The organism is Pseudomonas sp. AU12215 (assembly GCF_001675465.2).
GTDB classification, from domain to species: Bacteria; Pseudomonadota; Gammaproteobacteria; order Pseudomonadales; family Pseudomonadaceae; genus Pseudomonas; species Pseudomonas nitroreducens.
In genome coordinates, this window is the sequence record NZ_MACM02000137.1 from 194,024 (window position 1) to 206,501 (window position 12,478).

Sequence of the window (12,478 nt, forward strand, 5' to 3'; positions counted from 1 at the left end):
TCAGCGCTGGTAGAGGATCACCGCCGCGCGCAGCTTGCTGCGGCCGAAGCGGCTCATCTGCTCGAACTCCGCGTGGCTCACCGGGATGTGCTGGCAGTCCAGCGGCTCGCGGTGCTGGCTGTGGTCGACGTCGGGGTCGTGCAGGTAGACGAAGTCCTCGTCGCAGTCGGTGACCGTCACCCAGTGCGGCGCCTTGGAGCGGGTCAGACGGTAGCTGCTGATCAGCACCATCGGCTGACCGCCTGCCTCCAGCGCGCTGTCGATATCCAACTGGTTGAGCAGCAGTTGCTCCACGTCGCTGCGAGCCAGTTCGGCGGCAAAGTCCTCGTGGACCAGGCGCATCACCTCGCGCTTTTCCTCGCTGCGCACGCCATCGAGGAACAACGGGCCATCTTCTGATAGCTGCAATTGCACCCGGAATCCCCGTCGGTGCGCCGCCAGCGCCAGGCCCTGCGGGCTGCAGCCGCCGTGGCCGGCGGTCATGTAGATGGTGGTCGCCTCGCGCCACAGGCGCAGTTCCTCGCTGCGCTCCAGACGGCGCTGGGGTTCCAGCGCGCCCATGGCCATCAGCAGCGCCGAGGGGCCGCAGGTGAACTCGGTGGTTTGCCGGTAGTAAGGCACGTGACGGTGCGTGCGTTCGTTGATCTGGCGGATACGCTTTTCGAAGCGCAGCGCTTCGCTGTGGTCTTCGTAGTAGTCGCGCACCGTGGCAAACGGACGGTAGCCGTTACGCTCATAGAGAGCGATGGCGCCGCGGTTGTCCGGCCGTACTTCCAGGCGCAGGTAGGCGCAGTCGTTCTCCAGCGCCGCGGCCTCGGCGCGGTCCAGCAGCTTCTGGCCCAGGCCGATACCGCGCGCACGCTCGTCCACGGCAATGGAGTACAGGCGCGCCAGTGACGTGCCCTGGTGGAACAGCACCAGCGCGTAGCCGAGCAGAACGCCGTCGGATTCGGCGACGGTGAGGCTGGCGTGGGCGCGGGTGATCATCCACTGGAAGTTGCGGCGGGACAGACGGTCGTGTTCGAAACAGCGGTTTTCCATCTCGACCAGGGCGTGCAGGTCGTCGGCGGAGGCGGCGCGGAACTGGAGTTTCATAGGGTAAGCATTCGTTAATCTGCGGGGCGCACCGTGTCGGTGCTGGCTGCGAACGGGCGCGGTTCAGTGCGGTCGAAGCAGCAACCAGTATTGTCCTGGCCTATCGGCGCGGCAAGCGCGGGGCAACTTCGGAGGTGTCGTGAGCAAGCTGTTCATCATCGTGGAGCGCAAGGAAGACTGGGCCTCCTACTATCCCAGTGAAGATGTGGTCAGCGCCCAGGAATACCTGGAGATGCCCATCGACGACGACAACGGCAAGCGTGTGCAGGTGATCAACCTGTGCCGCAACTACAAGTACCTGGGCCATGGCTATTACTGCTCGCTGCTGGCCGAGGCGCGCGGGCACAAGGTGATTCCGTCGGTGCGCAGCATCAGCGAGCTGGCGAAGAAGTCGCTCTACAGCCTGGCCCTGGAGGACCTGGAGAAAACCCTCGACAAGGCGCTGGCCGATCATCCCTACGGCAGCACCGACGGTTTCACCCTGACGCTGTACTTCGGCCGCACCGACATCGAGCCGCTGCAGGACCTGGCGCGCCAGCTGTTCGAGGCGCTGCCGTGCCCGATGCTGCTGGTGGAGTTCCGCAAGAACCGGGGCTGGCATATCGAAGGCGTGAAACCGGGGAACATCCACAAGCTGCGCGAGGACCAGGAGGAGCAATTCGCCAATGCCCTGGATGGCTTCAGCCGGCAGATATGGCGCAAGCCGCGCTCGCGCAAGCAGTACCGCTATGACCTGGCGATCCTGCACGATCCGGAGGAGGCCTTCCCGCCGTCCGATCGCAAGGCGCTGAAGAATTTCATCCGCGTCGGAAAGACCCTGGGCATCGACGTCGAACTGATCGAGAAGAAGGACTACTCGCGCCTGGCCGAATACGACGCGCTGCTGATCCGCGAGACCACCAGCGTCAGCGACCATACCTATCGCTTCGCCAAGAAGGCCGAGAGCGAGGGCATGGTGGTGATGGACGACCCAGTATCGATCCTGCGCTGCACCAACAAGGTCTATCTGGCCGACCTGCTGCGCAGCCACAAGCTGGGCATGCCGGCCACCGAAATCCTCTACAAGGACAACCCGCAGGAGCTGGAAAAGGTCGGCGAGCGCCTGGGATTCCCGCTGGTGCTGAAGATCCCCGACGGCAGCTTCTCCCGTGGGGTGATCAAGGTCAGCAACCAGGAGGAGCTGCTCAAGGCCAGCGCCGAATTGTTCGAGCGCTCGGTACTGCTGCTGGCCCAGGAGTTCTTCTATACCGAATACGACTGGCGGATCGGCGTCTTGAACCAGAAACCGATATTCGCCTGTCAGTACTTCATGTCCAAGGGGCACTGGCAGATCTACGACCACAGCCCTGGCGCGCAGGAAGTGAGCGGCGATTTCCGCACCATGGCCGTCCACGAGGCACCGCGCAAAGTGGTGGAACTGGCGGTGAAAACCGCGAACCTGATCGGCGACGGGCTCTACGGCGTGGACCTGAAACAGTCGGGGGAGCGGGTGGTGGTGATCGAGGTGAACGACAACCCGAACATCGACTGCGGCGTGGAGGATGTGTACCTGGGCGACGATCTCTACAAGCTGGTGCTGGAGGAGTTCGTCCGTCGGCTGGAAGTCAAGCGGCGAGGGCTGGGATGGTGAGATCGATTCGGCATTGACCTTATAGGAAAACGGTCGATGTGCGGCGTCAAGATATTGCTAGCTTTACAAACTGGAGCGCCAACCAACTGTTTTTTAAAGTTTTTCAAAATAATGGCGCCAAGGAAGGGAGCATGCTCGAGGCAGCCGCGAATCTTCGTCGCCTGCTGGTGGTTGATCCATGCGACGACTGCCGCAGGTTATTACCCGGACTACGGGCAGCAGGGTGGGAGGTAGACAGTTGCGAGCTGGATAACGCCAGCAATCGCGGCTGTGACGTCGGCCTGCTGCGTTTGCAACCCCGGCATCTCGAACGCCGGGAGTCCGTCAAGGAACTCATCAGCCGCAGTGGCACGGAGTGGATAGCCGTGCTCAGCCCTGACGTTTTGCCCCTGAACGAAGTGGGCGATTTCGTCAGCGAATGGTTCTTCGATTTTCATACCTTGCCGTTTGATGTGGCGCGGGTGCAGGTCACCCTCGGCCGCGCCTTTGGCATGGCGCGCCTGCGCGGGCGCGGCAGTGTGCACAGCGATGAGCGCGAACATGAGCTGTTGGGCGAAAGCCGGGACGTGCGCGAACTGCGCAAACTGCTGGCGAAGTTCGCTCCCACCGAGTCCCCCGTGCTGATTCGCGGCGAAAGTGGCACCGGCAAGGAGCTGGTGGCGCGCACGCTGCACCGCCAGTCGCGAAGGGCGATCCGCCCCTTCGTGGCGATCAACTGCGGTGCAATGCCCGAAGCGCTGATCCAGTCGGAGCTGTTCGGCCACGAGAAGGGTTCCTTTACCGGGGCGCATCAGCGCAAGATTGGTCGCTTCGAACAGGCCAATGGCGGCACGCTGTTCCTCGACGAGGTGGGCGATCTGCCGATGGAGCTGCAGGCCAACCTGTTGCGTGTGCTGCAGGAGAAGCAGATCGAGCGCGTTGGCGGCAGCCAGCCCATCGATGTCGATGTGCGGGTGCTGGCGGCGACCCATGTCGACCTGGAGCAGGCCATCCGCGCCGGGCGGTTTCGCGAAGACCTGTACTACCGGCTCAATGTCCTCCAGGTATCCACGTCGCCGCTGCGCGAGCGCAACGGCGACCTCGCGCTGCTCGCCAATCACTTCGCTCACCTTTACAGCGTCGAGACCGGCCGCCGGCCGCGGCGTTTCTCGGACGACGCGCTGGCCGCAATGGCCGAGCATGGCTGGCCCGGCAATGTGCGCGAGCTGGCCAATCGGGTAAGGCGCGGGCTGGTGCTGGCCGAAGGGCGACAGATCGAGGCTCGTGATCTGGGGCTGGAGCGGGAGAAGGGACGCTCGGTCCATCTGCCGCTGGTGACGCTCGAGGAATACAAGCTGGGTGCCGAACGACAGGCCATGTGCGATGCGCTGGCCCGGCACGGCGATAACCTCAGCGTGGCGGCGCGGATGCTGGGTATTTCGCGGCCAACCTTCTATCGCTTGTTGCACAAGCATCAGTTGCGCTGAAAGGTTAGAGCTTTAAAAAAGGAAGGCCCCGAAAGGGGCCTTCCGTGTTTCTGCGGTCAGAAGTAGTAGGGGAATTTTACGCTGAAGGTGAAGTCGGGAGCGTCCGGGGTGATGCCGATGGAGAGGTTCGGCACGATGGTCAGCTTCGGGCTGACCGCGTAGGTCAGGCCCCAGTTGAAGTAGCCGGCGTTGGCATCGCTGCCCTGGATGGTCTGCCAGCTGTCGCCGTCGGGCTTGATCTTGCTCTTCTGGCTGACCAGGTCGGAGAAGGAGAACGACATGCTCATTTTCTCGTTGAGCGCGAAGGCGACGCCCGCGCCGATCTGGAACCAGTTGCCGAGGTCGACCTTGCCGCCGGTCTTCACGCCTTGGGAGGGGTCGATGTCGTCGAATGACTCTTCGAAGTTGTAGGTATAGGAGAGGCTGCCGAACAGTACCGCCGGGTCGACGGTCTTGACGATCGAGATGCCCGGGGTGATCGACCAGACGCCGTTGCCGGTGGGCAGGTCGTCGGGGACGTTGAGGTTATTGTTGCCCGGCACCTGGTGGATCTTGATGCCATACGGGTCCTTGCCGGTGGGCGCCTTGACCCGGAAGCTGGCGACCATGTCCGGACGGCTGTCGCTCTCGTCCATGAACTTGTAGGAGATGCCGACGTTGACGTCGCCGATGCGCGGGTCGCCGGTGACCGATTCCGAGGAAATCTGGTTGGTGCTGCCGCCAGCGCCGGCCGACTCGTAGGTGGACTCGCGATACACCACTGGCACGTTCACGTCGAACTGCCAGCGATTGCGCCAGTTGTAGCGGGCGGTGAGGTCCAGGGTCCAGATATCGGCCTCGATCTGGTCAACGCCGATGTTGCCGAGGAAGATCGAGTCGAGCGCCAAGAAGCCGTTGAGGAACAGCTGGCGGGTATCGTAGCGGCTGTAGGTCAGGCCGGTCTCGACGCTGAATGCCCCATTGCCGAAGAAGCCGCTGGCGTCCTGGTAGATGTTCTCCACGCTTTGCGCGGGTTGCGAGTTGTCCTTGAGGGACTCGCCGTAGGTACTGCCGGAGCTGTTGCGCGGGGCGCCCTGAGCGGCAGCCACCTGCTGTTGCTGGGCGGCGGCCTTGGCCTGGTAAGGTGCCTGAATGGGTTTGACGATACCCTGAGCCTGGGCGGGCTGGCTCTCGACCTGGCGTACCCGCTGTTCGAGCACCGATAGGGCGTTCTGTTGCTCCTGATAACGCTGGCGAAGCTCCAGAAGCTCCTTCTTCAGGGCCTCCACCTCGGCTTCGCTGGCTGCCTGTGCGGTCAGCGAAGTCACGATGGACGTTGCACACACCACTGCCTGCAAACAGCTGGATTTACGCATTTCCGGCGTCCCTGGTCGTTATTGGTTTGGTTGAGAAATACGCGTGGTGATCTCAGCCTAGTTCAACTTTCAATAAACTGTAGGACGTGTCCTAGTACCCTGTGGGACGTAACGCGCGGAGCTGGTCGAGGGCGCAGTTGATGTTGTTCAGTGCCGTTGGATTGTTCTTCATTACCACGCTCAAGTTGGCCAGGTTCTGTACCAGATTGGCGATGCCGCTGAGCGCGATGGCCTGAGCGACGCCACTGGCGCCGATGGTTTGCAGGGCGGTGCCCTGTCCGTTGGCCTGGACCGACAGTTGCAGACCGTTGTTGGCGGCCGCCACGGCGACGGTGCCGGCGTCGGTAGTGACGCTCTGGTTCAGGTTGCTGGTGCCGCTGGGCAGCGGCCCGGCGGTGTCGGCCTGCTTGACGTCGATGGTCATGTCGTTGCCGGCCTGGTTGTAGTCACCCGCGGTGCGTACGCTTTGGGCAATGCCCTGTACCTGATTCAAGCCGGCGCCGCCATTGACCTGGCCAGTGCCGGCGGGGGGCGTGGCGATCTGGTTGTTCTGCTGGCCGTTGAGCAGGGTGACGTTGAAGACGGGAGTTGCCACCGGCATTTTCGTCTGCAGGTTCATGGTGTTCTGCACCTGCATGTTGACCTGGGCTCCCAGGCTCTGTCCGTTGGCGTTCTGCCAGATGCTGGACATGGTCACCCCGAAGCTGATGATACGGTCCGGAAGGACAAACCGGCCGCGCAGTTGGGATAGTTCGAGATCGCTCAGTTCCACGGGCTGCAACAGGGTGGCCGCCGGTAACTGGAAACTTGCGGCAAGGCAGCTCGCGGCAAGCAGGAGTTGTCGTTTCATGGCGTTCTCCAGGAGCTGTCCTGCTCCGCTCATTCTCAGAAGAAGTCGCTGTGAATGAAGCCAAAGTCCATCAGATCGGCATCCCTGACGGGGCGAAAGTGGTCCAGTCGGTCTCTCGCGGTCAGGGGTTCGGGCGGGCTCAGCAAAGGGTTGTTTCGGTCATAGCCATGACCGATCACCGCGAACACGATGCCGTTCCAGCCTTTGTTGAAATCGTCGCGGGTGTACCTCTTGTGGCCCAATGCGGGGTCGCCGACGTAGACCCAGTTGTCCTGCGTCCGCTGCAGCACCACGAAGTGCTTGTAGCCACGGATTTCCATCAGGACGATCACCGGAATCTTCAATTGCTCGAGCTGATCGGCCTGGATGCGATAACCGCGGGCGCGCATGCCCATGCTCTCGACGTAGCGCTTCATATCCAGCATGGAGAAGCCTTGTTTGCGCACCTGCTCGGCGTCGGCATAGGTCAGCATGCCCTGGATCACGGTCTGCTCATCCAGCGGGGCGTTGTAGGCCTTCTCGAGGATGGTTGCCAGGGCGGCAGCGCCGCAGCTGAAGTCGGTTTTCTGTTCCACCAGATCGGCGAAGCGGCGCTCACGAATGCTCTGGACCTCCTTATAAGCGAGGTTGCCGCCAGGCAACGCAGCGAACGGCAGGTACGCCGCGTCGGCGATTCCGGTCAGCAATAGCAACGTCAGGGCAAAGAGAGAGCGCATGGCGGCAGGTCCCGTCATTGGAAGGGGCCCCGGCCGAAGCCGGGACCCGATACGGCCACTCAGAAGGTCGACTTGCCGGCACAGGCAGAGCAACCGGCGCCGATGGACAGCGAGTTGGTCTGCTGGTTGCCGCCACCGGCTGCCACGTTGACGCCGACGTTGCCGGAGACGCCAATGATCGAGCCGTTCAACGAGGCGTTGTTCACGACGGCCTTGTTGAAGCCGGATACCACCGGAATGTAGCCGGTAGCGAAGCCGGCCAGGCCGATGGTGCCCACTTCGTCGAAGGACAGCGCGCCGCCGTTGTTCAGGCGGTCTGAAGCCCCTTGAGCCTGGCTATCCACGTCGATGTGGCCCGTATTGGAACCACCCGGGTGGGTTTCGCCCGACCAGGTATCCAGGTAGGTATCGCCGTGCTGGTCGGAGATCCCCTTGTAGCCGCCGCCTGCGACGAAGCCCATGCCGACCTGTACGTACTCGGTCTTGACAGTGGAGTTGTTGGTGGTGACGTTGCCATTGCTGGTTTGCGTTGCGCTGCCAGCTGCACTGGTGTACTGGCCGTTGGAAACGGCAGCCGCCATGTCGTTTTTCTGTTGGTTATAGTTGCCCGCGGCCACGTTGACGCCGAAGTTGCCCGAAATGCCTTGCAACGAGTTGTTGAGGCTGGCGTTGTTGGCGGTCGAGTAATTGTCCAGCTTGTTGTTGTATGCCTGTTGGGTTACAGACGTCGAAGCGTTGGCATAGCCGAAGACGAAGCTCTCGTCGGCGGTTGCCAGTGCCACGGCGTTGGCCTGCTGGTTGTTGTCGCCCGCCGCCACGTTGGCCCCTACGTTGCCCGATACGCCGCCGATGGAGCCGTTGGCGCTGGCATTGTTCTGGGTACCTTTGTTGGTGACCTGGTTGCCGTGGTTGTACTGGGCATCGGTCACGGTGGCAGTTGCGCCACCTTTGAGCCAGTCAGGAATGCTGGGCTGCTGGTGGTGCTGTTGATGGTGGTGATCGTCCTTGCCTTTGCCTTCTCCGCCCTGGTCGGCGTAAGCCGCGACGGAGAGCACTGCTGCCATTGCCATTGCTAACGGGGTCAGTACCAGTTTTGCTTTCATGGCCTTACTCCTTGCTTATTGTGCATCTAGTGTTGGGCTAGGTTGGTTGTTCAGAGTCCTCCCGCGACTCTGATGCTGAGGTTGTTGTACGACTGGTTTCCAACCCCAGCGCTCTGGTTCACCTGCACCACACCCACGCTGCCGGCGAATGCCTGATCGTCGGTATTGACGATCCGCTGGCCGGGCATGGCTACGGGGGAACCCGAGTTTCTGGTCACCGCTACGCTTTGCGCGAGGGTGCTGTCATCGAGGCTTTCCGGATGGTTCGCGGTGTTTGCCGCGCTGATCCGCAAGGCGTTTATCTGTTGGTTGCCAAGGCCTGCGCCCTGGTTGACGCCGACGACACCGCTGCCCTGGAACGAGTTGCCCCTGATGCTGGCGCTGGCATCCAACGAGGCATCGGGGTCGATCAGTTGCAGCTGTTGGTTCTGATGGGTTGAGGCGTGGGCGTTGGTGCCGTTGGCGAGTGCGCGAGCGTTGCTCTGCTGTTGCTGGTTGCCCGCAGCCTGGTTGATCGAGAGGTTGCCCACGAAGTCGCGGCCGCTGCCGTCGATTACCGCATTGTCCTGCTCGGTCTGGCTGGCGGCATGGGCCAGCAGCGGCAGCAGGACACTGGCGCAGAACACGATGGTGCGCATGTCAGCGTCCTCCACCGAGCATCTGCAACGGAGCCAGGCCACGACCGATGGCGCCATTGATCTGGTTGGACAATCCGGCACCCGCACCACCGCCGCCCGAAGAGTGGCCGGCGTTGACATTGCCGACGGTGTTGCTGATGTTGGCCTGGGTGGTCGTCATGGCAGGCAGGTTGCCGCCCGGCAGGATCATCGCGTTGATACCCGAGCCGCTGGTGACCGAGGCGAATTCCGCGTCGCCCACTTCACTCGAGCCGAGCGTGCCGCCAACGGTGGCGTTGACCTGGGAAGAGATGTTGGTGTTGACGGTGATCGGATTCGGATCGGGCGTCATGGTCGGCCGCGTGGCGACCCTGGGTTGTACCGTGCGTTGCAGCACGATGACGCCGTTGTCTGCCTGCGCCTGATCGAATGGCTGCATGGCGATTGAGGCGACGAAACCTGCGGCCAGCAGCGAGCAGGATGCGACTCTCCTTGCGATGCTCCCCAACATGATGGCGGTTCCTTCTTGGTGCGCTGAGCCCTAACCAGCGGTACCAAGGTGGAGCAGGGGGCGTGCCGCTTTTGAACACCCATTGCTAATCAATGAGATAGCGTTCACCCCTGCGAGCCATCGAGATGCACGTGTCACGCGGGTGATACAGAACGGCCGTACGAAACTCCTGCGCGGGCCCTAGCACGGGGCGCGGATCACCAATGAAGCGGATTCTGTTGCATCCCTGATACACAACTTTGGGCGGGGAGGGTCAAGCTGCAGCGGGCCTGCGTTTGCGGCGCGCCGAGTGTTTCGTCGGACTAACACATCAGGGTATTTCCTAGGCTTTCTGGTACGAATGTACTGAGAATTTTCAACGAATTAGGCATTTTGCATGATGGCGCGAACCGGCCCGGATCGTGGTTGTCTGCATCTTCCTGGCGACGGTGGGAAGAGATTCCTTGCGAAATTGCCAACGCTTCCTCTGCCGGAGCTGTGCAAGAGAAATTTTTGTGAATTTCATAGCGCCAGACGGCCAATGCATTAGCATGCGACGCCGTTGCGGCGCTTGCGCGCCTGGAGCAGGCAGCGGAACAAAACCATTAGAAACGTGCGAGCCAGCGTGCCTCGCGGGGGAAGTAGTATGGATCTGTGGAGCGCCTTTCAGGCCTTCATTCTTGGCGTGGTCGAGGGGCTTACCGAGTTCCTGCCGATCTCCAGCACCGGCCACCAGATCATCGTGGCGGATCTCATCGGCTTTGGCGGCGAACGTGCCGACGCCTTCAACATCATCATCCAGCTCGCCGCCATCCTTGCGGTGGTCTGGGAGTTCCGCCGCAAGATCCTCGACATCATCTTTGGCCTGCCCAGCCAGCCCAGGGCGCAACGCTTCACCCTCAACCTGCTGATCGCCTTCTTCCCCGCCGTAGTGCTGGGTATGGCTTTCGCCGACTACATCCACCATTACCTGTTCAACCCGATCACCGTGGCCGTGGCCCTGGTAGTGGGCGGCGTGATCATGCTCTGGGCGGAGAAGCGCCAGCACGTGATCCACGCCGAAACCGTCGACGACATGACCTGGAAGGAAGCCCTGAAGGTCGGTTTCTGCCAGTGCCTGGCGCTGATCCCTGGCACCTCGCGCTCCGGCGCCACCATCATCGGCGGCCTGCTGTTCGGCCTGTCGCGCAAGGCCGCCACCGAGTTCTCCTTCTTCCTCGCCATGCCCACCATGGTCGGCGCCGCGGTCTATTCCGGCTACAAGTACCGCGATGTCTTCCAGCCGGCGGATCTACCGGTGTTCGCGGTGGGCTTCGTCACCTCGTTCATCTTCGCGATGATCGCCGTGCGCGGCCTGCTCAAGTTCATCGCCAACCACAGCTATGCGGCTTTCGCCTGGTACCGTATCGTGTTCGGCCTGCTGATCCTGGCAACCTGGCAGTTCGCCCTGATCGACTGGAGCAGCGTCAAACCCTGATCCGATAGCGAGTGAACGTGGAAAAGAACGGCATCATCAGCCGCTGGGACGATGACAAGGGCTTCGGCTTCATCCGTCCCCAGGCCGGCGGCAGGGAAGTCTTCCTGCACATTTCCGACTTCCGCGGCGACCGCCGTCCGGAAGCGGGCGACCAGGTGTGTTACATCGAAGGCGCAGGCAAGGACGGCCGCCCCCGCGCCGATCACGCCAGGCTGGCCGGGTTGGCCATCGATACCCCGGCCATACGCCGCAATCCTGCTCCCGCCGCCACCCGCGAGCGCGTCCGCAGCGGTCGCGAAGTGGCTTTCCCGAGTGTGCCGAAGCGCTCGCTGGGGCGGTCGCTGGCGGTTCTCGCGGTGCTGCTGGCGCTACCCGTCATCGGCTCGCTGCTCTGGCTGAAGGACGGCTACTTCATCTGGTTCCTGCTGCTCTATCCCGCCTTCAGCGCGCTGGCTTTCCTTGCCTACTGGCGCGACAAACGCAGCGCCGAACGCAACGGCTGGCGCACCCCCGAACAGAGCCTGCACCTGCTGGAGCTGCTCGGCGGCTGGCCCGGCGCCTTCCTCGCCCAGCAGGTATTCCGTCACAAGACCCGTAAGCTGTCGTTCCAGCTGGTGTTCTGGGCCATCGTGCTGCTGCACCAGTTGTTCTGGATTGACTGGCTCAGCGGCGGCCGTCTGCTGGGTTGGGTCGGCGCATTGATGGGGCTGGGTGCGAATCCCGCCTAAGCGCAGTCGTCAGACCGGCCAATCGTCCTTGGAGAAGCCTTCTTCCAGGTAATCGAGCAGCGCCCGAACCGCCGGGAGAATGCCGCGCCGGTGCGGATAAACCGCCTGCAGGTAGGCCTCCGGCTCGCTCCAGGCGGGCAGCACGCGCACCAGGCGACCGTCCTCCAGTTCCTCGGTGCAGTAGTGCAATGGCAGCAGGGTCACCCCCAGCCCCGCCAGCGCGACGTTCTTGCGCAGGTTGAAGTCCTCCACCGCCAGACGCGCTTCCAGCGCCACTTCCTTCACTTCTCCCTCGGGGCCGGTCAGTTTCATGTGCACGCGGCGGTCATTGTCGATGGCGCCAAGGACGGGCAGGGTGGCCAGGTCTTCCGGCGTGCGCAACTTGACGCCCTTGAGCAGTGACGGCGCCGCCACCAGCGCGGTCTTCGCCAGGCGCAGGCGCCGCGAGATCAGCGACAGGTCCTCGTCTCCCGGCGCCCGCACCCGCAGGGCGACATCGATGCTTTCGTTGAGCAGGTCGACGCGGCGGTTGGTCAGCATCAGCTCCAGGTTCACCTGCGGATAGGCGGCGAGAAAGCCCGGCAGCATCTCGTTCAGCGAGGTTTCCGCCAGCGCCACTGGGCACGACAGCCTCACCCGTCCGCGTGGTTCCGCACTGAGTTGTGCGGCCACCTCGTCCGCCATCTCGGCTTCCACCAGCATCGCCTGGCAGTGCCGGTAATAGCGCTCGCCCAGGTCGGTGAGTGCCAGTTTGCGGGTAGTGCGTTGCAGCAGGCGCACATTCAAGCGCGCTTCCAGCTCTGCTACTCGCCGCGACAGGCGCGACTTCGGCAAGCCCAACAGGCGTCCGGCGGCGGCGAATCCACCAGCCTCCACCACCTTGGCGAAATAGAAAAGGTCATTGAGGTCCTGCATGGGAGTGTCCTGCTGGTGAGACGAATCATTGCATTT

Annotated in this window: 12 protein-coding genes; 4 read left to right on the plus strand and 8 right to left on the minus strand. The window is 62.8% G+C overall.

Features of this window, described 5'->3' with window-relative positions; all coding sequences use genetic code 11:
* Positions 1–1,095 carry a GNAT family N-acetyltransferase/peptidase C39 family protein gene (locus A9513_RS18680; RefSeq protein WP_065085242.1) on the minus strand — a complete coding sequence of 365 codons (1,095 nt, stop codon included), beginning with the start codon at positions 1,093–1,095 and terminating at the stop codon, positions 1–3.
* A gap of 139 nt (positions 1,096–1,234) precedes the next feature.
* Between A9513_RS18680 and A9513_RS18685 the strand changes: the two genes are divergently transcribed.
* A complete protein-coding gene (locus A9513_RS18685; RefSeq protein ID WP_024764463.1) occupies positions 1,235–2,725 on the plus strand; it encodes a RimK family protein in 1,491 nt (496 codons plus the stop codon).
* Between the two features lie 131 nt (positions 2,726–2,856).
* The gene (locus A9513_RS18690) at positions 2,857–4,191 is read left to right on the plus strand and encodes a sigma-54 dependent transcriptional regulator (RefSeq protein WP_024764464.1); all 1,335 of its coding nucleotides are present in this window, start codon (positions 2,857–2,859) and stop codon (positions 4,189–4,191) included.
* Positions 4,192–4,247: 56 nt separating this feature from the next.
* Here A9513_RS18690 and A9513_RS18695 read toward each other — a convergent pair whose 3' ends face one another.
* The 6 genes from A9513_RS18695 to A9513_RS18720 all read right to left on the minus strand — a co-directional run bounded on the left by A9513_RS18695 (position 4,248) and on the right by A9513_RS18720 (position 9,343).
* Positions 4,248–5,546, minus strand: a complete 1,299-nt coding sequence (locus A9513_RS18695; RefSeq protein WP_024764465.1) for a transporter — start codon at positions 5,544–5,546, stop codon at positions 4,248–4,250.
* Between the two features lie 91 nt (positions 5,547–5,637).
* Complete coding sequence (locus A9513_RS18700; protein WP_065085243.1) at positions 5,638–6,396, minus strand: hypothetical protein; 759 nt, start codon at positions 6,394–6,396, stop codon at positions 5,638–5,640.
* A gap of 35 nt (positions 6,397–6,431) precedes the next feature.
* On the minus strand, positions 6,432–7,112 hold the full coding sequence (locus A9513_RS18705; protein WP_065085244.1) for a C39 family peptidase: 681 nt from the start codon (positions 7,110–7,112) through the stop codon (positions 6,432–6,434).
* 59 nt (positions 7,113–7,171) lie between these two features.
* The gene (locus tag A9513_RS18710; protein WP_024764467.1) at positions 7,172–8,215 is read right to left on the minus strand and encodes a hypothetical protein; all 1,044 of its coding nucleotides are present in this window, start codon (positions 8,213–8,215) and stop codon (positions 7,172–7,174) included.
* A gap of 50 nt (positions 8,216–8,265) precedes the next feature.
* Positions 8,266–8,853, minus strand: coding sequence for a hypothetical protein (locus A9513_RS18715; RefSeq protein ID WP_037007072.1), 588 nt, complete (start codon positions 8,851–8,853; stop codon positions 8,266–8,268).
* A 1-nt stretch (position 8,854) separates the two neighbouring features.
* Positions 8,855–9,343, minus strand: coding sequence for a hypothetical protein (locus A9513_RS18720; RefSeq protein WP_024764469.1), 489 nt, complete (start codon positions 9,341–9,343; stop codon positions 8,855–8,857).
* A 625-nt stretch (positions 9,344–9,968) separates the two neighbouring features.
* Here A9513_RS18720 and A9513_RS18725 point away from each other — a divergent pair.
* Together A9513_RS18725 and A9513_RS18730 are read left to right on the plus strand one after the other, a co-directional pair.
* Entirely contained in the window at positions 9,969–10,799 is an 831-nt protein-coding gene (locus tag A9513_RS18725) for an undecaprenyl-diphosphate phosphatase (protein WP_024764470.1), read from the plus strand.
* An 11-nt stretch (positions 10,800–10,810) separates the two neighbouring features.
* Positions 10,811–11,527 (plus strand): DUF1294 domain-containing protein, encoded by a 717-nt coding sequence (locus A9513_RS18730; RefSeq protein ID WP_083196167.1) that lies wholly within the window; start codon positions 10,811–10,813, stop codon positions 11,525–11,527.
* Between the two features lie 9 nt (positions 11,528–11,536).
* Here A9513_RS18730 and A9513_RS18735 read toward each other — a convergent pair whose 3' ends face one another.
* Complete coding sequence (locus tag A9513_RS18735) at positions 11,537–12,442, minus strand: LysR substrate-binding domain-containing protein (RefSeq protein ID WP_024764472.1); 906 nt, start codon at positions 12,440–12,442, stop codon at positions 11,537–11,539.
* Positions 12,443–12,478: the final 36 nt, after the last annotated feature.

What these genes read in the sequence shown, in the direction of transcription:
- A9513_RS18705 (WP_065085244.1), bottom strand. Translation starts at nt 7,112, where the DNA reads ATGCGCTCTCTCTTTGCCCTGACGTTGCTATTGCTGACCGGAATCGCC.
- A9513_RS18735 (WP_024764472.1), bottom strand. Translation starts at nt 12,442, where the DNA reads ATGCAGGACCTCAATGACCTTTTCTATTTCGCCAAGGTGGTGGAGGCT.
- A9513_RS18700 (WP_065085243.1), bottom strand. Translation starts at nt 6,396, where the DNA reads ATGAAACGACAACTCCTGCTTGCCGCGAGCTGCCTTGCCGCAAGTTTC.
- A9513_RS18680 (WP_065085242.1), bottom strand. Translation starts at nt 1,095, where the DNA reads ATGAAACTCCAGTTCCGCGCCGCCTCCGCCGACGACCTGCACGCCCTG.
- A9513_RS18715 (WP_037007072.1), bottom strand. Translation starts at nt 8,853, where the DNA reads ATGCGCACCATCGTGTTCTGCGCCAGTGTCCTGCTGCCGCTGCTGGCC.
- A9513_RS18725 (WP_024764470.1), top strand. Translation starts at nt 9,969, where the DNA reads ATGGATCTGTGGAGCGCCTTTCAGGCCTTCATTCTTGGCGTGGTCGAG.
- A9513_RS18710 (WP_024764467.1), bottom strand. Translation starts at nt 8,215, where the DNA reads ATGAAAGCAAAACTGGTACTGACCCCGTTAGCAATGGCAATGGCAGCA.
- A9513_RS18720 (WP_024764469.1), bottom strand. Translation starts at nt 9,343, where the DNA reads ATGTTGGGGAGCATCGCAAGGAGAGTCGCATCCTGCTCGCTGCTGGCC.
- A9513_RS18695 (WP_024764465.1), bottom strand. Translation starts at nt 5,546, where the DNA reads ATGCGTAAATCCAGCTGTTTGCAGGCAGTGGTGTGTGCAACGTCCATC.
- A9513_RS18690 (WP_024764464.1), top strand. Translation starts at nt 2,857, where the DNA reads ATGCTCGAGGCAGCCGCGAATCTTCGTCGCCTGCTGGTGGTTGATCCA.